Annotated in this window: 21 protein-coding genes; 6 read left to right on the top strand and 15 right to left on the bottom strand. The window is 51.1% G+C overall.

Going from position 1 to position 21,256, the window contains the following annotated elements; all coding sequences use genetic code 11:
- Positions 1 to 106 precede the first annotated feature (106 nt).
- From A3OW_RS27430 to A3OW_RS0121970, 12 genes are all read right to left on the bottom strand, one after another.
- Positions 107 to 1,585, bottom strand: a complete 1,479-nt coding sequence (locus tag A3OW_RS27430; RefSeq protein WP_198291349.1) for an eCIS core domain-containing protein — start codon at positions 1,583 to 1,585, stop codon at positions 107 to 109.
- Entirely contained in the window at positions 1,578 to 1,838 is a 261-nt protein-coding gene (locus A3OW_RS0122020) for a hypothetical protein (RefSeq protein ID WP_020565624.1), read from the bottom strand. Before A3OW_RS0122020 ends, A3OW_RS27430 begins: the two co-directional genes overlap by 8 nt.
- On the bottom strand, positions 1,835 to 3,931 hold the full coding sequence (locus tag A3OW_RS0122015) for an ATP-binding protein (RefSeq protein WP_020565623.1): 2,097 nt from the start codon (positions 3,929 to 3,931) through the stop codon (positions 1,835 to 1,837). Before A3OW_RS0122015 ends, A3OW_RS0122020 begins: the two co-directional genes overlap by 4 nt.
- Positions 3,928 to 5,190: a DUF4255 domain-containing protein gene (locus A3OW_RS25650; protein WP_020565622.1), complete on the bottom strand. Its 1,263-nt coding sequence runs from the start codon at positions 5,188 to 5,190 to the stop codon at positions 3,928 to 3,930. Before A3OW_RS25650 ends, A3OW_RS0122015 begins: the two co-directional genes overlap by 4 nt.
- Positions 5,187 to 6,170, bottom strand: a complete 984-nt coding sequence (locus A3OW_RS0122005) for a hypothetical protein (protein WP_020565621.1) — start codon at positions 6,168 to 6,170, stop codon at positions 5,187 to 5,189. The genes A3OW_RS25650 and A3OW_RS0122005 overlap by 4 nt, the downstream gene beginning before the upstream one ends.
- The gene (locus A3OW_RS0122000; protein WP_020565620.1) at positions 6,167 to 6,895 is read right to left on the bottom strand and encodes a T4 family baseplate hub assembly chaperone; all 729 of its coding nucleotides are present in this window, start codon (positions 6,893 to 6,895) and stop codon (positions 6,167 to 6,169) included. Before A3OW_RS0122000 ends, A3OW_RS0122005 begins: the two co-directional genes overlap by 4 nt.
- Before the next feature lie 17 nt (positions 6,896 to 6,912).
- Positions 6,913 to 7,446 (bottom strand): phage tail protein, encoded by a 534-nt coding sequence (locus tag A3OW_RS0121995; RefSeq protein WP_020565619.1) that lies wholly within the window; start codon positions 7,444 to 7,446, stop codon positions 6,913 to 6,915.
- A gap of 12 nt (positions 7,447 to 7,458) precedes the next feature.
- Positions 7,459 to 9,384, bottom strand: a complete 1,926-nt coding sequence (locus tag A3OW_RS0121990; protein WP_020565618.1) for a phage tail sheath C-terminal domain-containing protein — start codon at positions 9,382 to 9,384, stop codon at positions 7,459 to 7,461.
- Between the two features lie 21 nt (positions 9,385 to 9,405).
- Positions 9,406 to 9,666 (bottom strand): hypothetical protein, encoded by a 261-nt coding sequence (locus A3OW_RS0121985; RefSeq protein WP_020565617.1) that lies wholly within the window; start codon positions 9,664 to 9,666, stop codon positions 9,406 to 9,408.
- A 469-nt stretch (positions 9,667 to 10,135) separates the two neighbouring features.
- Entirely contained in the window at positions 10,136 to 11,542 is a 1,407-nt protein-coding gene (locus A3OW_RS0121980) for a sigma 54-interacting transcriptional regulator (RefSeq protein WP_198291348.1), read from the bottom strand.
- Between the two features lie 638 nt (positions 11,543 to 12,180).
- Positions 12,181 to 12,966 (bottom strand): polyphosphate kinase 2, encoded by a 786-nt coding sequence (gene ppk2, locus A3OW_RS0121975; RefSeq protein WP_020565615.1) that lies wholly within the window; start codon positions 12,964 to 12,966, stop codon positions 12,181 to 12,183.
- A gap of 139 nt (positions 12,967 to 13,105) precedes the next feature.
- Positions 13,106 to 13,486, bottom strand: coding sequence for a hypothetical protein (locus tag A3OW_RS0121970; RefSeq protein ID WP_020565614.1), 381 nt, complete (start codon positions 13,484 to 13,486; stop codon positions 13,106 to 13,108).
- Between the two features lie 256 nt (positions 13,487 to 13,742).
- Here A3OW_RS0121970 and A3OW_RS0121965 point away from each other — a divergent pair, with 256 nt between their 5' ends.
- Entirely contained in the window at positions 13,743 to 14,603 is an 861-nt protein-coding gene (locus A3OW_RS0121965) for a RibD family protein (protein ID WP_020565613.1), read from the top strand.
- A gap of 98 nt (positions 14,604 to 14,701) precedes the next feature.
- Here the strand turns inward: A3OW_RS0121965 and A3OW_RS28050 are convergent, their stop codons facing one another.
- The gene (locus tag A3OW_RS28050) at positions 14,702 to 14,947 is read right to left on the bottom strand and encodes a hypothetical protein (RefSeq protein WP_157385949.1); all 246 of its coding nucleotides are present in this window, start codon (positions 14,945 to 14,947) and stop codon (positions 14,702 to 14,704) included.
- A gap of 343 nt (positions 14,948 to 15,290) precedes the next feature.
- On the opposite strand from A3OW_RS28050, the gene nth reads away from it, so the two are divergent.
- The 4 genes from nth to A3OW_RS0121940 all read left to right on the top strand — a co-directional run bounded on the left by nth (position 15,291) and on the right by A3OW_RS0121940 (position 18,255).
- Positions 15,291 to 15,923: an endonuclease III gene (nth, locus tag A3OW_RS0121955; protein WP_020565611.1), complete on the top strand. Its 633-nt coding sequence runs from the start codon at positions 15,291 to 15,293 to the stop codon at positions 15,921 to 15,923.
- Between the two features lie 190 nt (positions 15,924 to 16,113).
- The gene (locus tag A3OW_RS0121950) at positions 16,114 to 16,512 is read left to right on the top strand and encodes a hypothetical protein (RefSeq protein WP_020565610.1); all 399 of its coding nucleotides are present in this window, start codon (positions 16,114 to 16,116) and stop codon (positions 16,510 to 16,512) included.
- Between the two features lie 136 nt (positions 16,513 to 16,648).
- Positions 16,649 to 17,500, top strand: a complete 852-nt coding sequence (locus A3OW_RS0121945) for an HvfB family MNIO-type RiPP peptide maturase (protein ID WP_020565609.1) — start codon at positions 16,649 to 16,651, stop codon at positions 17,498 to 17,500.
- Between the two features lie 5 nt (positions 17,501 to 17,505).
- The gene (locus tag A3OW_RS0121940) at positions 17,506 to 18,255 is read left to right on the top strand and encodes an HvfC family RiPP maturation protein (protein WP_020565608.1); all 750 of its coding nucleotides are present in this window, start codon (positions 17,506 to 17,508) and stop codon (positions 18,253 to 18,255) included.
- Positions 18,256 to 18,320: 65 nt separating this feature from the next.
- On the opposite strand, the gene A3OW_RS0121935 is transcribed toward A3OW_RS0121940, so the two are convergent.
- Positions 18,321 to 18,761 carry a hypothetical protein gene (locus A3OW_RS0121935; RefSeq protein ID WP_026223834.1) on the bottom strand — a complete coding sequence of 147 codons (441 nt, stop codon included), beginning with the start codon at positions 18,759 to 18,761 and terminating at the stop codon, positions 18,321 to 18,323.
- Positions 18,762 to 19,129: 368 nt separating this feature from the next.
- Between A3OW_RS0121935 and A3OW_RS0121930 the strand changes: the two genes are divergently transcribed.
- The gene (locus A3OW_RS0121930) at positions 19,130 to 19,933 is read left to right on the top strand and encodes a hypothetical protein (RefSeq protein ID WP_020565606.1); all 804 of its coding nucleotides are present in this window, start codon (positions 19,130 to 19,132) and stop codon (positions 19,931 to 19,933) included.
- Positions 19,934 to 20,014: 81 nt separating this feature from the next.
- Here A3OW_RS0121930 and A3OW_RS0121925 read toward each other — a convergent pair whose 3' ends face one another.
- A complete protein-coding gene (locus tag A3OW_RS0121925) occupies positions 20,015 to 21,256 on the bottom strand; it encodes a heme biosynthesis HemY N-terminal domain-containing protein (RefSeq protein ID WP_020565605.1) in 1,242 nt (413 codons plus the stop codon).

Genomic DNA, 21,256 nt, shown 5'->3' with positions numbered 1-21,256 from the left:
TCTTGTCTCCTCGTATGTTTGTTAAATACCTTGCTCTCATTTTGTATCCCTTCCATGCGGCGGATTACGCTCTGCTAATCCGCCCTATGCGGGCTATATGGCTAATTTATGACTCAGATGCTGAAATCCGGTCTGCTTCACGCCAAAGATCATTCCAATCTTGGATTATCTGAATGATTGTCACCACAGCCAAACCAAGGGATACAAGCTCCCCAAACAGTAGCGGCCCATCTGCTGCGGAGAGACCAAGAGCGATCGCTCCTCTAATAGCAAAACGTTGTATAACCGCACGCCAGAAATGTCTCCATAGCGCTCTCCCAGCAACCGCAACGACTGCAGTGGCACCGATTCCGACAGCTACTGGAATAGCGCGAGTATTAGCCTCATTTCTAAGCCGTTGTCTTTCCTCATTACGTCGTGTTTGAGGTACAGGCACTACAATTGGCTGACCAGATACATTAACCGTGTATGCAAGCAATCCTGGAGTACACCATGCAGTTCTCAATTCTGCTCTTGCAATGCCTGGTACAGATATCTGGAAATTTGGAGGCGTATAGGCACTTTCAAGTATTGGCGAAACCACTGTCACACCAAGTGAAGCTCTCCACGATATTTGTGACACATCTTGTGCGTTACCTTGATCAATATAACGCAACAGTTGTTCTTCTCCATCGATAAGACAGGGAATAGCAGCTGGTTTTATCTCTGCAACCTGAAGTATTCCGCCCGGTGTAACACGAGCAAGATCGGGTATACCTGCACCAGAAATACCTCCAATAATCTGTGGGTCAATTACTGGATTGTCTCCGCCACAGATAGCTTGAGATCGTAGAGGACCAGCAGATGCACCCGGGATAAAAACATTTCGAGCTCCCGATACTGTTTGTCGAAAATGAGTGCCAATTATCCGGTGCACAAGTGTGCCAGAAATCAAGCTCACTACACTCGGATTAGTCAAGAGATCCTGGCACCCTGCAAGAGTTCTCTGAATGTATGGTTCGTCCGTACTGTGTTGTTGCACTACATGAGTCAACTCATGCGCAAGTAATCGTCGCCCATAAAATGTTTCCGGCATATACTGCCCATTACCAAACACAACGTTATTGCCCATCGTATAAGCATGTGCGTTTACATCCCGTGCCGATTGCTCCGCAGCACTTCCCGTATAAACCCGAACTTGTGAAAAATCATGCCCAAAACGCGCTTCCATATCATGACGTAATGCCGGTTCCAATGGCTTGCCGGAACTGGACAACACGCGGTCTACGCTGGGAGGTGCGGTCTCTAAACCTTCACTAGCTTGCCCACTAAAACGCTGAATGCGCGGTGGAATTACATTAACTTTTGAACTTAACGGCATGGACATGACTTGATCGGCTACTCTATCCGCTTCCTGCTCCAACGGATCGTTACTCGCGCCAATCGCTAGCTTGCGTTGTAATATGCTTTTTTTCTTCGCACATTCTTCACACTGACCACCCGCCATCGCATGATTGCCGCAAGCGCATTTGCGCTGAAGTGTTCTTTGCGAAGACGGCATTAAACCGGCGGTTTTGGCTTGCGGAGCCAAGGTTGTTTTATTCATGGCCGATGCCTTCATAAATCGACCGGGCGATTTGCTGGCCAAGTTGCGCCGGGTGGATATTTGCCACTAATGGGATATTGGGCGCGGAGATTCGCGGCACGGCAAGACCACCGGCAAAATCCCGGGATAATCCGCCGCTTGTCAATAAACGGCTCAGTTCGACCTGCAAAGCCTCTTGCAGTAATGGACGCTGACGTGGCTCGATGTTCACGCCGTCCAGAACCAGCCGTTCGATGTGCAGGTTGATGTTCATGCGTTGCTCCTGACGACTTCCATCGTCCGAAACTCGGCTTCATTGATGGGCTTGTCGAGCTTGCGGAATTCGGTGCGCACGGCCTGCATGACGTGGCGCATGGTGACGTATTCGTTGTTTTGCGCGGCCAGAAAAGCCGCGTTCAGGGCGATGCTGTGGATGTTGCCGCCGGTCAGGTTGAATTGGGACAGGCGGTCGAAGTCCAGGTCGCCAAATTCGGTTTCCGGTTTGAAGACTTTACCGGTAAAGGCTTTTTGCCAAATAAGCTTTCTTTCCGCCGCACCGGGAAAGGCGAAGTTGACGATAAAACGCAAGCGCCGCAGAAACGCCGTATCCAAAGCGCTTTTCATGTTGGTCGCCAGAATCGCCAGGCCGCTGTAGGCTTCCATGCGTTGCAGCAAATCGGCGACTTCTATGTTGGCGAAGCGGTCGTGGGCATCCTTGACTTCGCTGCGCTTGCCGAACAAGGCGTCGGCTTCGTCGAAAAACAGCAGTGTGCCGCCGTCTTCGGCTGCCTCGAACACTTTGCGCAGGTTTTTTTCGGTCTCGCCGATGTATTTACTGACCACCGCCGACAGATCGATCCGATACAGATTGAGATCGAGTTCCTTGGCCAGGACTTCCGCCGCCATCGTTTTCCCGGTGCCGCTGGCGCCGGCGAACAGCACGCTGATGCCCAAACCACGGCTCATTTTTTGCCTGAAGCCCCAGTCGTCGTAGACCTTATGCCGGTTCGGCACCTGTTCGGCGATTTGTTTCAGCAGCCCTTTGGTTTCATCCGGCAAGACCAAATCATTCCAGGCCGCTTTGGGTTCGATGCGTTGCGCCAGCTTGTCCAGTTGCGGACGGGTATGAAGCAGGCAGCCTTGCCAGAGACTTGCGCTTAGGGCTTGGCCATCGCCGGTATTTTCTGGTTGCGCGCCGTGGGCAATGTCGCGGATGGTGGATAAATTCAGGTTGAATTGATTGGCCAAACGACCGGCGTCGTCCCGACTAATGGCCGAAGCCTCGGCAAGCCAGGCGGACATTTGTTCGGCGGGTGTCGGTTTTTGCACGTCGAACGCCGTGCCGGCCGCGCCCAGACCCGGCCTGAGTTCGCGCGTATCCACAAAGACCCAGCCGTCAAGACGGGAAACAAAGCGCTGAATCGCCTGTGCCGCCTGGCCTTCTGTATCTTCGCCGCAGTCCAGATACAAGGCTAAAGGCAGCAAGTAACTTTCCCGCTGCCAAAGCCGCACTAATGACTCCAGTTCCGCGCTTTGTGCGGGTAAAAGTTCGGCAGGCATACGGAAGAGTTGGCGTCCCAGTGTTTTTGCCGTTGCATTGGCGACCGCTTGTTTGCTGACGCGATCCGTACCGAGCAGTTGAATGATGTGCGCCTGGCCATCGAACTTCTGTTGGGCATGATACAAAATGGCATCGACCACTGTTTGCTGCGATGCGGGAAGCACGCCGTATCGAGTATCGGAATAATCCAGCGGCGCAATATAAGCGGCTAACCTGTCGTCCAGATAATTGAGCCCTTTGAGATAATTCAGAATGCGTTCGTCCAGGTGCAAGGCGCTGACCGTCAAAGGCCGGGGGCCGGGTTGATGAATTTCGAGCAAGCGCCAATAGCGGAGCGGGCTGGTCGCCGCCAGTACGCTCCAATCCGGATCAGGAAACAAGGTAAAAGCCAGCGCGAAGGTTGGATACAGACGCTGCGAGTCGTTTTGGGCGCGGCTGCAAAGCTCTGCCATATTGGGATCCAGTTCCATCGCGGCGCACAAGAGCAGCAGCCGTTGTTCGAATCGAGACAGCCCCAGCCGCTGGCCTAAAAGGATCGGGGCGGAGGGCTGGGCGGCGGACTCTGCCTGGATTAACTCCTGCTCCAGCCGGGCAAGGTCGTCCGCATCGATCGCAGCCGGTGAAGCGGTTTTTTCCGTTTTGGTTTTACAACTAAACCAGCTTGATTTTTTTTCTTGCTCTACTGTTGTTTGCGAGACCGCAACGTATCGTTCGGCCTGTTGTTGCAGGCGTAACCTGAGCCACTCGAGGGATTTGCCCAGATAGGCATTATTTGCATCCTGCCATTGTTGCTCCAAGTTGTTCATGGCACGGTCACCCGGGGTTGATCGTATTTGCCGCCGGCATCTTTTTGCAGCAGGCTTTCGGCGCCGTCCACCTGCACGCGCACTAAATAGGTGCCGTTGTCGACGATGTCGGCTGTCGGAAAATCGATCGTATCGGTTTCAGTCACATCGGTGTCCGTGATGCCGTTGTCTTTGGGTGCGCTCAAGCGATAACCTTTAGGTTTGGGATTATTCGTCAGTTCATTGAGGAGCAGGAACACCCGCTGCGTTCTGCCTACTTTAGGGGCAAACCGGATGCGAACGGCCGATCCTTGCATGGAAACCGTCGGCATTGGCCGAAGCGGAAAAGGAAAAACATTGGAACCGCTAAAAGAATGCGTTTCGGGGGGCTCTCCCAGCGGCACGCTGTGGACAATCTGCAAGCTTTTGATGCCGGCGCGCAATGCCGACCCATCCGGCAACGGGTCGGCCAACGGAATAAGCCGAATTTCGGAATCCGATATCGAAGCCGCGGTTATTTCCGCATCGTTGATAAAGATCTGGGTGACTTGCCCTTGCAAGCGCTTGCCTTTGATGAGAAGAGCTGCGCCCAATTCGATGGCTTGATTGATGGGCAGTTCGGCGCCATTATTATCCAGGACCCTGAGCTGTTCGATAAGCGGCTGTATGAACGGGATGCCGGTGACGCCCCGGTCGCTGACCGGCAAGGCTTGTTGCGGGGTTTCCTCGCTTTCGATGAGTACGACCGAGGCCTGGTAGGCAACCGAGAGGGCGTGCCTGGTTTGCAGCAGAATCGACCATAATTTGGAGTTTTCTTCGAGCGAGAGCGATACCGGGGTAAATTTAACTAATTCAACGGCTTCAGCCAAATCCGAACCGGCCAGATAACTTTTCCCCTCCAGACCGGTGCGAATTTGCTCCCGGCCCAATATCGAGTGGGCATGCAGGTCGCGTACCACCGCGCCTAACATACGCTGCGACTCCAATTCGCTATCATTGCCATAAAAAGCAATCAAATAATAAAGATCAAGCGCCGCTTGTGGCTTTTTTTGTAAACGGCCATCGGTAGACCGGTTTGGCAAGTCGTTATTGCGTAAAGCGCCATTTGTGGTCACTTGATACAAATACACATAGACGTTAGGTGAATCCGCTGCGGCAGGGTCTTCGGGGCGTTTTTTATTTAAAACAACCGTTTGCCCCCCTATGGCATTTTCAGCCGCGGTCAGTATCATTTGGCCCAGGACTTCCGTGACAGTCGCAATGGCGAGAAAATTGCTCATCCTGCACCGCCGTTGCGTTTGTTGAGGTATTCTTCCAGGCTCATCGTGGCGGGCCTCTTATCTTGATTCCGGCGAACACTGCCAGGTGTGGATTGAGTTGCCCGGATTTCAATGCGGCCGATGGTAACCTGTATCGTTGGTTCCGGCGGGTTCGATGCCATTCCGTTGTTGTTATCCAACGGCTGTTTATTGGCTGCCGCTTGCGGCCATGGGACGTTGAGATTCGACGTGTCCGCCGGCGCCAGAAGGTATGATGGTTTCCGCGCCGTGTTACCTTGCAAAGCTATTTTTTCTGTTACCAGCCGCTCCAGCAGTGCGGAATCGGCAACGAAGCTCGACGACAACTTGGTAACATCATGTTGATTGCCCGGCAAAGGTTGAAATTCATTTTTTTCCGGTAAGTTATTGAAACCGGTTTCAGATCTTGCCGTTTTATAATCTTGTTTCTCGCCCAATGGGGGCGACACCGGCAAATTCGGCATCATGGTATTTCCTGACTTATTCTCTAAGCGTTGAGCGGTATCGGAGCTATTTTCGATGGATCCCTGTAACAAGGATGGAATTGAGCGGAATACGAATTCCTGCTCCAGCGCATCGTTTGGGCTTGACATCCTTTCCGTGCTCTTCCGGGAACCGGATAATTGATCTGTTCCAAATGGCGTATTCGAATGACCATTCTCTTTCCTGAATTGGGAAACTACAGGCGCAATCGTCGGCGACGTATTGACAATTTCTTGAATGCCTGCGGCAGCCGTGTCTCGCTCGCGGGGTGCCATTGGGTGGCGATCGATGCTCTTCCCTACCGGGGAAAATTCTGTTTCGTCATTCGTTTGTTCAACGTGATTGAAGAACGGCGTATTGAATTCCGTTTGACCGGCCGACGATTTTTCGAACAGCGAAGGCAAGCGCGGACGCACGTTTTCCGGTCTATCGTCGGACTTGAAACTGCGGTCAAACAAATGGCTGATAAAATCGCTCATGCGCCTGCACTCTGTAGATAAAGCTGCCGGCGCAGCGGACTCAGCGCCAAAATGTCGGCTTCCCGCCATCCGAACGCAGACGCCAACAGATAAACCTCGCGGAGCGTACGCATCGCCCAGTTTTGGATTTCGCTCCACAGATAAGAGACAATATCGAATACCGTCGACCAGTTTTGCCCGCACGCCGGGCAGGTTAAAGCCAGTTCCAGATGGCTTTGCGGATCGGCTTCGGCCATGGCGCTTGCAAGCGCATCCAGCACTTTGGGTGGCAAGGCGGTATAAGCCACTTCGTCAGCTCCGTCGCAAGCGGCCAGCAAACAGCGCCCCAGCACTATTTCGCGGGCGTTATGGCGGTCCGCTGCAGAACTTGCAGCCGATAAATCGAAGCTGTCGGGCAAGCGGTATTCGAGTGTTAACCCATCAATGGCAAGCGTATGGCGGGCTTGCCCCGGGCGAGTTTCTTCGGCAACCCGCAGGTCATCGCTGTCAAGATTGAGTTCGAGCGGCTCATGGCAAGCCGGGCAAGCGGTCAAACAGGGCAGCGCACGGCCAAAGAGCATTTCGCGCAATTCAAGCAAGCGCAGGTCGCGTTGGCCTATCGTCAGTTCGGCCAGATTTTCCCGGGATTCTCCCGATACCGCTTCAAGCAACAACAACGCCCGCTCGAACATGGCACGGTCAATGCCCTTTTCCCAAACTGCCAATAGCTCCGATGCGGTCACCATGAGAAGCCTCTGCTGTATCAATCAAAATTCGGTTCATCGAGAACCTGGAAGTCGGTATCCCGTTCCCAGCCCTCGTTTTCCAGCTTGATCGTTTGAATGGCGACCGCATTGGCATTGGCGTCCAAATCGGGCAAGGCCTGGTATTCAGAGACCCAGCATCGGTGCACCGTATAGGAAATGACTTTTTGTCCCGCCTCGTTGAAGACGTCGATAATAACTTCCTTGCGGAAATCGGCCAAAGATGACGCTTGTCCTCCTTTGCCGTCGTCGCTGGCGTTAAAGTTCCAGACTTTACGCGCCCAGTCTTCGAAGGCGGTATCATGGGTGACGCCCCGCTCCAGCGTAATCGCTTCGAATTTGTTTCTGCCGGGCGACTTCCGGCTGGTGCTCGGATCGCCGCCTTCGCGATGTTCGACGACTTCCGTCGTCCGTTTCAATGCGCCGACTTTACTGATGCCGGCGACATAGTCGGGACTGGTTCCGAATTTAACGCGGAATTTGAAATTTTTATAGGGATCGTAACGGTTGGGTTTAGCAACTAGCGCGGCCATGGTAGCAACTCCTTAAACTTGAATCTGTCCAGCGAGTTGCTGGATTTTGATGACGACGAATTCTGCCGGTTTCAACGGCGCGAATCCAACGACTACGTTCACGACGCCCAGATTGATGTCGTTTTGAGTGGTTGTTTCGCTGTCGCATTTAACCAGATAAGCTTCCCGCGCAGTGCGTCCTTGAAAGGCGCCTTGCCGAAACAGGTTGTTCATGAAGGCGCCGACGTTGAGGCGGATTTGCGCCCACAAAGGTTCATCGTTGGGTTCGAAAACGACCCATTTCAAGCCGCGGAACAGGCTTTCCTCAAGGAATAAAGCGGTGCGGCGGACGGGGATGTATTTCCATTCGTCGGCAAGTTGATCGGCGCCGCGTAGGGTGCGGGATCCCCAAATGATTCTGCCCGTTGCGGGAAACGATCGAAGGCAATTAATACCTAATGGATTTAACTCGCCATTCTCCTCGTCGGTCATCGGAACACTCAGTTTTGGTACGCTCATTAAAGTCGCCTCGATTCCTGCCGGCGCTTTCCATACACCACGCTGGACATCTGTCCTGGAAAAAATGCCCGCTACCGCGCCACATGGCACAAAATCTTCCATCTGGTTGTCGCGGAGTGAATTTGGCTGGATCAACCTAGGAAAGAAAAGGGCCGCGTTTTTGCTCCTAATACCGGGAAATTCGTTATCTCCTCCAACGAAATTGTTGCGCGCATCGGTTTTGCTTCTCCAAGAGCTGGGCGGGTCAATAATCAGCATGGCCCTGCGTTTTTCGCAGTACGCCGCCGCTTTTGCCCATAAGTCGGTATCTACGTCGCCACTCGGATCGTCGAATTTGTAAGGCGGTATACAAAGCAAATTGAAGAGGCCATCCCGAGCAAAAAGCCGCTCAAGCGCATAAAGACCTTTACTATCTGCTTCCTTGCCATCGCCGGTAAAGTCATCTTGAGCCAGATTCGAACCATCGCTCGCCCGATCCGTTACGCCTACTGAGCGTTTGTTAACGGCCACATCTTCATTTGAAAAAGGAACAATTTTTTTGTCCGCATCAGAAATGTCAGAAGGATCGCTGGCGTCAGGAACATCATTTGGCATCTGTGTCACCCTGACGAGTTTCGACTCGTTTTCCAACACTTTGTCTATCGTTCGAGGTCCGGATTTGACAGTCAGGTTGCGATAGACCTCGCTATTCCCTGTCTTCATATCCCGAACGATGAGATTGAATAAGTCATCTAAGGCCAGGCCGAAAGCCTTGTAACTCTCCGGTAGCTCTTTGGGACGTTCATGATCGACTCTGGCACGCAAATCATTCCCCCATACTCCCTCAAACGCCGCCTCAAGCTTAAGTTGATTGGTAGTGCCTATCGTAAGTGTCGCTTGGGTAACTGGCGCTGCGTTTTTAACCGCTGCGTCAATCGCATTCTTGACATCGCCAACCTTGGCGTCCTTTTTGGCGACCAAAACGACTGTTGCCAGTACTGCTTGAGCGGCTTTTTTTTCGGGATCGGACTCGCTATCGAATTCCTTGGCTTTATCATCAGCTTTTTTTTGAATATCGGTAACTTTCGCATCGTCAAGCTTCGCAGTTAAGTCACTGCCGGCTGCATCGTTCGCTTCTTTGGCTACCGCTTCTGCTGCTGTTTTTGCTTTTCCTTGTTCTCCGGGTCCGAACGTTGGGTGGAATACCCGTACAACCACAGCCTGTCCACCGCCATTGAGAAAAAAGTCACGAACGGCAAAACCTAAACGACTTTCTTGCCATAAACCTCCAAAAATACGCTCGAAATCAGGATAACCATTAATTGTAATTGGTTCGTCGACTGGTCCACGTTTGGCCCGCCCAATAAACGCCGTAATGGACGTCGCCACGCCGGTAATGGTCCGGACGCCGCTGGGTATTTCCTCGATATAGACACCGGGATACGAAAGTGTTGCAGGCATGGCAAATCTCCTGGTTGTTGGCTAGTTGGATTGAGTTTTTATGTTGGTTTTCTTACCCGAATAAAGCGTATGGCCATTGGCGTGGTTATTCCTTGTGACGATTGCTTTCGAGCACAGGTAATTCAGGGCTTGTTCAATCACCGAATACGAAACCTCGCCCTCTAACGGCAACCACCATTTTGCGATTCCTTCAGCGGTATCTGCTGCATTGGGATGATTGTTCAAGTAATCTTCAATAAGACCGGCAATTCGCCGCACGTCATGATCGTCGATTTTAGCCATTCCGGTCTCGGCTCAAATATTACTAATCTACTAACAATCTTTGTGCCAAAATTTATATCATTGATTATATTGATAAAAAATTTGAAGCCTTAAAAAAACCGGGTTTTATTTGACCCGGCTTTTTGCACGGATAGGATCTATCGGATTGATAAAAGACGCTTTTATTTGAAGGACAAAGTCAAGCTCAAGCGGGTACGTTTTTACCCGCTCGGCACGATGGCAACCTTTGTACAAAAAATCCGAGATATAAGGAGCACGGCCGCCGGATGCGCTTCGCTTATCCGGCCTACGAGGCTTTTTGACTTAACGGTATGGGTGTAACGAGACCGGATTATGCGAGGAGCAAGTAGGGTGGATAAGCGAAGCGCATCCACCGAGGCCTACTTTGACTTAATGGTATGGGTGTAACGAGACCGGATTATGCGAGGAGCGGTTTAGGAGTTTGATGGGTAATTCTCATTCGGCAGGATCAGTCATTGCGGTACCGGGTGGGATTGATGGCATGTTTTTTCAGGAGTTTGCCCAAGGCTCTTCGTTCTTTTTGAGCTAAAGTGGCCGCATGCGTCACATTCCCCTTGGAACTTGAAATAAGCCAGGTGAGGTAGCGCTGCTCAAAGTAGTTAATGGCATGATTTTTTGCTTCGTTAAAGGAGGCGTCAAACTTGAAGACTTGCCTGCGATCAATTAATTTTCTTCTCGAAGAAGAAACGGCCGCTTCGTGTTTATGGATGTTCCGGCTGATTTCAGGCGTATCGGATAATAAAAACGAGCGATGGACAAAATTCTCAAGCTCGCGAACATTTCCCGGCCAATCATACTCATTCATCCATGCAATCACGTCAGGATGAAGCTGCTTGTCCGGTTGTTTATATTGAAGCCGATATTTCTGGATAAAATGCTCTGCAAGAGGCTGAATATCGCCTTTTCTATTCCTGAGCGGTGGCAGATTCAGGTATAACAGATTCAATCTGAATAATAAGTCCTGACGAAACAGGCCTTGAGCAACCAGTCCGGACAAGCTGACGTTGCTTGCGGCAATGATTCTGATATCCACTTTCCTGCTTTGCGCCGCACCGAGCGGCCGAATCATGTTATCCTCGATCAAGCGCAACAAGACTACCTGACCTTTAGCCGACAAGGCTTCTATTTCATCCAGAAATACAGTGCCTCCGCTTGCTTGCTGCAATAATCCTGCATGGCTCTTTTTGGCATCGGTGTAGGCGCCTTTTTCGTGCCCGAATAATTCGTTTTCGAATAAATGATCAGGAATGGCACCGCAATTAACAGGAACAAAAGGAAAATCTTTGCGGCAGCCCAGATAATGGATGGCCCTGGCGGCTACTTCTTTTCCACAGCCCGTTTCGCCTTCTATAAGCACCGGTGCATTGCAATCAGAGGATTTTTTGATAAATGACAGGGTATTGATAAACAGCGGAGATTGGCCGATTAAATTCAGATTCTTCCATGCGGCCGACTCCATGTCCATCGTTAGTAAATTGGGAACAATCGAAGACCTTAACGACAACCGATCCAATCGAAAGACCAGTTCCAGAGGATCACAGGGCCAATGGCAACAATCCCGACACGCTTTTAATATCGAGATTGCTTGTTCAGTAAGTGGAGAAGGGAAGATTACGAAATACTGAGAATTTTGATTTGCCAGGATAGTGTTTACGGCTCCAAAATCGAAGATATTCTTCTCGGGTAAAACCAGGACTGTTAATAGGTTGTTTGCCTGAACACGTCTGTTTAACCAACATTGAGCATCGATCGGTGAAGCAACAATCCCAAGCTTAAGTAACGAACTGACGATGGATTCTCTGAAATTATCCGAAGCAAAACAAACCAAATTTATTGTGTTTATAGTGTTTTGCATTTAGCAACATCCTCAGAGTTGATTTAGCTGATGGGACCTAAGCGGTGTTAAGACTTGTAGCTGCGCAAGGATCCTTCGATTTGATTTTCATCCATTATAAAATTGCTAACTTTTATACTCTAGCGCACTTAACTGTAGTTTATCATTACCTTAATAAATTTAGGTAATTTAGTTCCCAAATTCACGTAGTTCATAAACTATGGCGAAGGCGGCGCAATTCTGAATTAGCCCGATTGCAGGCAATGTGATTGCTTTGAATGCAGGCCATGCGGTATTGGCCGAGTTCCAGTCCGGTCGCCTTCTTGTCGCCGTAATGCCCTTGCTCAATCTTCCAGCGATAGCCGCACGTCCGTCGCGCAGTCGTCAAAGTCGGATTTGAGGCGCTAGACCAGTGGCTGTGAAACAATATCGACAGATTTTCATGACCGTTAGCCAACAAATAAGAATCCCTACGGGATCGAGCATGGCAACGTTTTACGTCAGAACTGGAGGGAAATCATCAAGCCAACAGAGTTAAGCGATATTCTTGGCAATCCGCCTTTGCCAATCCTTGGATACGGCAAGAAGCGCATCGTCAAAATCAAAGAATCGGAAACTGTAGCCGGGACGTCTTGCGGATCGTCAGCGGCGGATCAAGTTCAAGGCGCTATCATCCCATTCTCGAGATAGCTCTCCGCATAATTGAACACAATATCCGAATCCGGAAGCACCAGCGCTTCGTCCTTGCCTTTGTAATCGAGGCGAAACAGAAGGTCCTTGATGACATTGATGCGCGCCGAGCGTTTGTCGTCGGCCCGGACCACGGTCCAGGGCGCGTTCAGATGGTGAGTCCTAGCAAACATAATGTTGCGCGCCAGACTGTATTCGTCCCAGTATTTGTTGGCGGCCTTGTCGATCGGACTGATCTTCCACTGTTTGAGAGGGTCTTCCTGGCGCTGCTTGAGACGCTTTTGCTGTTCTTCCCGGCTGATGTCCAGATAATATTTCAGCAGCTTGATGCCGGAGCGCACCAGCATCTGTTCGAAGCCGGGCACCGTTTCCAGAAATTCATGATACTGCTCGTCGGTGCAAAACCCCATGACCCGTTCGACGCCGCAGCGGTTGTACCAGCTTCGGTTGAAGAAAACCAGCTCCTGCGCGGCCGGCAGATGCGCGGTGTAGCGCTGAAAATACCAGCAACTGATGTCCCGGTCCGAAGGTTTGCCCAGAGCGACGGTCCGGGTTTCCCGAGGACTCAAATGCTGGATGATGCGCTTGATGGTGCCGTCCTTGCCGCCGGCATCCCTGCCTTCGATGATGACCAATATTCTTTCGTCGTGTTTGATGATGTGGTTTTGCAACTTGACCAGTTCGACTTGCAACTGCCGGAGCGTCTTTTTGTATTCGCGCCGGCTCTTTTTCTCGTCATCGTGTTTTTTGCCCATACGGGATCATCCTTTAGAGTGGCTTGCAGATTGAGTCGTGGCGAATTCCCACGCATGCCGTAGCGCCTTTTCTCGCCAGTCGCACCTCACAACGCATCGGATCCAATCCTCTTGCACGGCTTCGGCGATTTTTGGCCGCCTACTTCGAAACATCAACGAGCCAGCCGCCGCTGCCTTTGCATTTGTTTTGACTTTCGGCCTCGATGTTGATTCGGGCGAAGCCGCTCTTTAACGATTCCGGCAACCGGCCTTTGACCAGATAACCCAGTTTCAACGGCGTTACCGTGATGACCGCCGGCTGGTTCCTGACGGTCACCTTGATGCGGTCGGGATGGGTTTCGGCGGAAGCTTTGAAAGAAAATTCCGAATTTGCGGCCACCTGCGCCTTATCGGCAGGCACAAACTCGGAAAATCTCGGCTTCTCGCAGGATTTGGTACTGCCGCCGCCATTGCCGTAGGTCCATCCGGGCTGGCTTAAAACCAGCAGCCCTGCTGTCAGGAAAAATTGATTCAAGTTCATGGTCTGCCTCTTCGGTTATGGAGATAATGGCCAAGTCCACGTTACGGCAAGGAACACCCGTTCAAAACGTCCGAACTGCCGGTCGGCTCTTGCCGAGCTTCAATGACTCTGCCTCAAAAATCGAATAAATAATTCGGGAATTTAGCAAGCGCTCCGTGTCAAATACAGTATCATCGCTTTATACTCTTCTTTTTCCGTAGAAACCAATAAATAATTCGTCTCCTGACGACTATTCAACCCATTCAGCGAGCGCTTCATGTCCAATCATATCTTGTGCCTTTATCCTCATGCCGCCACTGAAACGGATATTAAAGACCTCTATCTTGCCCATCATCTGCACGAACTGGGAACTAAAGAGTCTCCTTTCGTTTATGCCAACTTTCTTTCCAGCCTGGACGGCCGAATTGCCGTGGAGGATGTGGAAGAAGGCGAAACTTACATTCCCAAACATTTGACGACCGACTCCGACTTCGCGTTGTTCATGGAATTGCATGCCCAGTCCGATTGTCTCATCACCCACGGCGGCTATCTGCGGGCCCTAAGCCAGGGCCGGCTGGGCAATATTTTGCAACCCAGATATCCCGAACACGTGGAATGGCGACGCCGCAACGGTCTGGCGCCTTATCCCGCCGTGGTCATCGCCAGCGCCAGCCTGAATTTTCCCGTGCACGACAGCCTTCGGAAGCACGGCCAGACGGTTTATATCGCCACCGGAAAAAAGGCCGATCCGGACCGCATCCGCTACTGGCAATCCCAGGGGTATACCGTACTAATCACCGGCGAAGACGACATGGTGCACGGAGCTTCCCTGATACCGCAGCTCAGCGGGTTGGGCTACCGAAGCATTTACCTGATCGCAGGCCCGACCATGCTGGACACGATGATCAGGGAAAAACAGCTATCGAGATTGTATCTTACCCTGACCCATCAACTGATCGGAGGCAAGGATTTCCGCTCGCTGCTGACCGGCTCGATGCTGGGTCCCGAAGGCAACCTGGAGCTTAAAGCGTTGTACTATGAACAAAACTCGCCTCCGGGATCCGGGCAGTTTTTCTTACAATTCGATTTGCAGCCACAGGTTGCCGGCAAGCAGCCGACGATTCCTCGGCAGGATTGATCCGAAAAAGGAACATGGGCTGGAAAAACTTTCAAAATTTGGTTGCGGTTATAATTTTCCGTGTCATTTCAAGGACTGGCATCAGCGGTTCGGAACAATCACGCCAGGTAGAAACCGGTCGTCCTTTCCGCAAAGCCCGCTTTCTGCCGGGATTGCCGGCGGCCAGAGATGAACTCCTGCGTTTCCGTCGGCCGGCCATCGCGCAACAAGCTCATAGCCAGGCGATCCCGATGATCGGCTTTCCAAACCTTCTGTACCGCTTGTAAAAGTTCAAATCGCACACGGCCCTGATCCTGAAAAATACTCAAGAGAGATAAAAATGCAAGCTCTTTTTCAAAATTCATTTCGGTTTATACACACCAAATCACAGGAAAAAGTCAATGCCGAAACTTAAAAAATATCATTATCCAATTTTGAAGATTATTTTATAACCTATTGATTTATATTTATTAAAATTCTTTGAGCAAAAATCGTACAGTTTAACTCAACCTTAGCAATTTCAGGGCTTAAAAAGACTTATCTCTAACTTCTCCACAGAGTTATCCACAGATATTGTGAATAATCGTTTTATACCGATTGTCCATCCCGACTTTCTCTTATTAATCCGCGACCTCTTGCTTTAGAGAATTGAATTTGAATTAGTCATCCGTAAACGACACGGCAGAATAGAAATTTTTTATTAAAAATATGAACCAACAGAAACGACATGCCATCTTAGATCGGCTGACCGCCGCGATTCCCGAACCGAAAACCGAATTGTGCTATGGCACGCCATTCGAGTTGCTGATCGCTGTCGTGCTGTCGGCGCAAGCCACCGACAAGGGAGTCAACAAAGCTACGGCCCGGCTGTTTCCTGCCGCCAATACGCCCAAAGCCATTCTGGCATTGGGACTGGAAGGGCTGAAAGAATACATCAAGACCATCAATTTATATAACAGCAAGGCGGCCCATATCATGACATTGTGCCGGCAATTGCTGGACAGGCATGGCGGCGAAGTGCCGAAAACGCGGGAAGAACTCGAAGCCCTGGCCGGAGTCGGCAGAAAAACGGCTAATGTGATATTGAATACGGCTTTTGGCATGCACACCATTGCCGTTGACACTCATATTTTCCGGGTAGCCAACCGGACCGGACTGGCGCCGGGCAAAACCGTCAGGGAAGTCGAGCGCAACCTGGAAAAGTGGGTTCCGGTGCGGCATAAAAGAGACGTTCATCATTTGCTGATTCTGCATGGCCGCTATACCTGTGTTGCGAGAAAACCCCGATGCCCGAGTTGCGTGATTGAAGATCTGTGCGAGTATCCCGACAAGACGATATGAAAGCACACCCGGCATGGGCCTGTTTCGGTAACTCCGGGATACTACGCTGGCGGCAAGCCGGGCAAATTACGCGGTACCTTAAAAAAAACCGCCTTGATAAATATTCATTCATCGTTCAGTAGGGTTTGATAACATATGATCAATTCGATGCGTCACTATCGAAGATTTATACCTTTCACTCGGAGTTAATATGAAGAAAATGAACAAATCGCCTTTGGCTGCCGCAATGGGCGCTGCCTTTATTTCAACGATTACCGCCACTGCCGCCAATGCGGAAGCCAATCCTTTCGGCATGACCGAACTGTCCAACGGCTACATGCAGGTGGCTGAAGCCGGCAAATCCGGGGAAATGGCCTGCGGCGCCAATATGGGCGGCATGACCAAGCCCAAGACGCCCGAAGGCGCCTGCGCCGGTCAGAAACCGGCTCCCGCCCCGACAGCCAAAAGCGGCGAAGGCAAATGCGGCCAGATGATGGACGGCGATAAAATGAAAAAAGGCATGGAAAACGTGTGCGGCGCCAATATGAAAGGCAAAGAAGGTGCCTGCGGCACCATGATGAAAGGCGAAATGCCGCAGGAAAAGAAATAAGTCTGCGAAAGAGCAATTCGCATCTGCCTGTTTAAGCCCTCGTTTAAACGGGCGGACAGCCTTATCGGTAACGGAAACACGGAAGAGAAGGACAGTCAGGCTCTTCCGGTTTCCCACATTCAGCTTCTCATTCCTCATGCGTACGAACCGGAATCTTATTCATGGCGCCGGCCTGGGCCTGCGCCGCGCTTTTTTAAACCAGATCATTGCAGCGCCTCCCGCATCAGTCGATTTTTACGAAGTTGCGCCGGAGAACTGGATTCCCCTGGGAGGCCGGCTGGGTAAGCAGTTCCGGCACATGACCGAACGTTTCGCTTTCGTTTGCCATGGTTTGTCCCTGTCCATCGGCAGCACCGATCCTCTCGATGAACAATTCGTACTGGAAGTGAAACGGTTCATGGCCGAACACGGCATCAAGCTGTACAGCGAACATCTCAGTTATTGCAGCAAGGGGGGGCACTTGTACGACCTCATGCCGATCCCTTTTACCTCCGAAGCGATAGGCCATGTGGCGGCCCGTATTCGGCGGGTTCAGGAGTTGCTGGAACAAAGGATTGCGATCGAAAATGTGTCCTATTACGCCGCTCCGGGTCAAGAAATGGACGAAATCACTTTCTTCAACGCCGTCGTGGACGAAGCCGATTGCGACGTCCTGCTCGACGTCAACAACATCTATGTCAACAGCGTCAACCACGGCTATGACGCCGAAGCCTTTTTGCGGGCAATTCCGGGCGAGCGCATTGCTTATGCCCATATCGCAGGCCATTACCGCGAAGCGGACGATTTCCTGATCGACACTCACGGCGCCGATGTGATCGATCCGGTGTGGAAACTGCTGGGCAAGGCCTACGAACTTTACGGGGTGTTCCCGACGCTGCTGGAGAGGGATTTCGAGATTCCCCCCCTCGACGCATTGATCCACGAAGTCGGCACGATCCGAACGATACAGGATGCCTGGCAAACGCATCATACCCAACGCTCGGCCTAATCGTCATGGCGATCGATTTTAGCGAAAAACAGCGCGAATTTTGCGCCTATATCCGGGATCCTCGACACAACCCGCCGCCCGCCGACGTCGACAGCCGGCGCATGGCGACTTATCGGGAGCTGTTCTTCAACAACATCGAAAGCTTTCTGTCGGGAAATTTTCCGGTCTTGAGATCGCTTCTCGATGATGCGCAATGGCAGGCTCTGGTTCAGGATTTTTTTGCCGTGCACGATTGCCGAACGCCCTATTTTTCCGAAATCGCCGAGGAGTTTCTGGCTTATCTGCACGATGAGAGACAGCAGCCCGGCGATCTTCCATTCATGCTGGAACTGGCCCATTACGAATGGGTCGAGATGGCGCTGGCCAATGCCAAAGACGAACTCATCGTTAATGAACCGGACTTCGGCGATTTGCTAGAAAAAAAAATAAGCCTCTCTTCTTTGGCCTGGCCGCTTATTTATCGTTTTCCGGTGCAGCGGATAGCTCCTTCCTTTTTGCCGCTAGCGCCGCCGAAGGAACCGGTCTGCCTGATCGTCCATCGCAACCTGGAGGATCAGGTCCGGTTTATCGAAATCACTCCCGCCACTTTCAGTTTACTGCAACTGGTGCAGGAAAGAAGCGGACTGAACGCCGAATTCTATCTAAATCGGATGGTCATGAATTTACAGCCGCCCAATCCCGAATTGATCAGGAAAGGCGGCTTGCAGACGTTAACCGAACTGGCCGAAAAAAATATCATCACGGTCATTCGGTGACTGTCCGGCCGGTACCAAAGAACAAACCGGCTTGTTCGCCCTGTTTCCGGATTGAGGCCTTGAAATCAAGGCTTTCCGAACAATTTCGGCCCCTGGGGCTGTGCCTTGGCCTGAAGACAGTGATACGCGGCGTTTTCGAACTTGATCACTAGAGATTGGGTGTTTTTGTGCTCGGTGATAAACTTGCCCGCCTCGTCCGCGGTCAAGTCTTTCATCAGATAAGTGGCGATGCACATGCAGGGTTCCTGCCATCGAGCTTCGTCCGCCGCCTTGTCCGTCGAATTGCGCAGTTCCCTTTGCACGCACTGTTCGGCAAAATCGTGTTCAAACTTATGCTTTTCCACATCGGTGACCTGGACGTCATGACTGTGATCGAAAGGATTGCGCTCGGCTTTCGCTACGGCCGGCTTTTGCTCTTTTTCTTCCGAACAACCGGTAACGGCCAGGCACAGCGTCAGGGCGCCCATGAGCGCAATTAAGTTATTATTTTTGGATAGTATTCTCATAACTTTTAATCGTTTGGGTTAAATTGTTTAATGCGTAGGGCCACGATTTTTTTAAAGAATCAAAAACTCATTCAAAATCTACAGTTAACCGTCTTTCTTACGATATGCCCGGAGAAAAAGGCGACCCGACGGAACATGCAGCCCAATAGCCTTTATTAACAATAAAGACAGACCGGTTCAGATCCTCGAACGTTGGACCGGCTATTTTAACGTAACTCCATCGCCAAATCTCCATATTAAGTTACAGCTCTGTTCCCATGATCCCGAGTTGATTTCTTGACTTTTTCTTTATCTCCTGATAATAAGAGCGAGCGGTATGTAGATAAAATCAATGTTAACATTAATATAACAATAAGGGGGGGAACAGGATGGAATCGAATCATGCCAGCAATATCAGCGACTTATTATCCAGATTGGCGCAACTGGAAGGCGAAGTGGCTTCGCTTTCTACGCAACTGGAATCGAATAAAATGACCATCAGCCAGTTAAAACAATCGTTATCCGATCGAGACGTGCGTATTAACGAACTGGAAGCAAAACTGGTCAGCGCACAGAACTCATTACTAAAAACGGCTATCGACAAGATTTACCAGTGCCGGGAACAAATCAGGAACGGCATGGACGTAAAAATTGTGACGCCCACACTGACTCAAATTCAAAAATACATCGAAACCGCCGAGGGTCTGATCACCGAGACCAAAGAGTTCATCGCCAGAAAAAAGATCTCTCTGAATGAAGGAATTCATTTTTCCTCCAGTCTGGTTCGTCAGGGTCCTGACCGTGTCCGACTGATTCTGGAAAAAAACATCATCGAACCGGTCAAAGCAATCGCCGAAAAACAGCTTGAATTCTTAAAAAATATTTACCGTATTTGTCGCAACTGGTTTGACCAGGAAGTCATCCCTCGCTGTCGGCAAATCGCATCCACGCTGCACGACATGCCTTTGAATACGCGTATTCTCCTGCAAATGCGGGTTCTCGAGCCTGCCACGGCGCAGTTCGATAATCTGCCTGCTTTCATCGGAAGCGTAAAGAGTGGGAGCGCCGGCCTGTTGAAACAATCGTTACTTCAAATAAGGGCGCTGGCCCGCGCATGTCTTGAATTTATTGAAGAGCAAATAAAAAAATCGTCGTTCTGGGACGGCAAACACCGGATACGGCCGGCGATGTAAGATTTTCCGGCAACCGCCCGGAATCGGCGACAAGATCCGGGCCGCCGTCCCAAAACCATCGAGCGGCGAAAGAGCTTTCGTTTAATCGGTATCGGTAATGGTGTCTATCCGTTTGACGATGGCGCTGGATGAGAGCTCCAGGCCGGCTTTATAGCATTCGCAGGCTTTGTCCTTATCGCCCTGGGTGAAAAGAATGTCGCCCAATAACTGATAAGCCTCGACCGTCGGCTCCATGCTGATGCTTTGTGATAAATACACTTCGGCTTTTTCAAGATTCTTGCTGCTCAGATTTAATTTGCCCAATACGCTGAGCAGCAATGCATCATCCTGATGAGCATCAAGCCACCGTTCGGCAATTTCCAGTTGCCTGGACACGTCCTTTGCTTCGACGCTGCCGAACAGAACCAGCAGGGTTTCATCCCAGTTCGCCGATAAAACGTCGATTAAATCTTCCAGAATGTCGGCACCCGATCCGGCATCGATCATGGCTGCGAAAAAAATGGCCGGCATGCCGTGCATTTTTTTGATGTGGTCCGGGACTTCGGACCATAACTGCCGAATCTCCTCGGCACTGCCCTTTTCGGCGGCCTGCTTCAATAAACGGCTGAAGGTCTCGGTTTCCAGCAGTTTAACTTCGGCTTCCATCAATACCTTATGGTTGTGCAAGGAAGGCAGCAGTTTGCGCACGCCTTCCCAATCGCCAACATGCCTGTAGGTTTGATGCAACAACTTCAGAACGCTGGCATGGGAAGGATCGATGGAGTGCAATTTGGTCAATGTCTCCAGGGCCTGCTCAAACTGATTTCCGGACAAATGCAGTTCCGCCTGAGTCAGGCCGATGGCGACGTCGGAACCGGGAGCCTGAGCGGAGGCCTTTTGCAGATATTCATCCCGTTTGTCGAAAGCCCCTCTGGATTGCGCCGCTTTCGCCGCAGTCAGATAGTGGATCAGCGGAGCGCCGCTGTGGGAAGCATGCTTGATCAGAATTTTTTCCGCCTTTTCCCAATTTCCTTCGGCAGAATCGACCAAACCCGCAATCAACGCCTGTTGCGAACGGTTAAACTTGACGCTCTTGCCCCTCGCTCTAAGATGGCCGGGCAAGCGGATCAGCCAGCCCAGAAACCTGAAAAAGAAATATAAAACATAAAATGCGATCACCAGGCTCACGGCAAACGCGACCAGGGAGGTTTCCATGGACCAGTGGCCGATGCCTATCAACACGTAGCCGGGCGTATCGTACCCCTGCAACGAGTGATGCACCAGAAAAGCGGCGGCGATGGCAAGACAGAGTGTGCCGAGAAAATAAAGGAGATTTTTCATCAT

Source organism: Methylosarcina fibrata AML-C10 (assembly GCF_000372865.1).
GTDB lineage: Bacteria > Pseudomonadota > Gammaproteobacteria > Methylococcales > Methylomonadaceae > Methylosarcina > Methylosarcina fibrata.
This window is presented reverse-complemented; position numbering and strand designations above follow the sequence as displayed.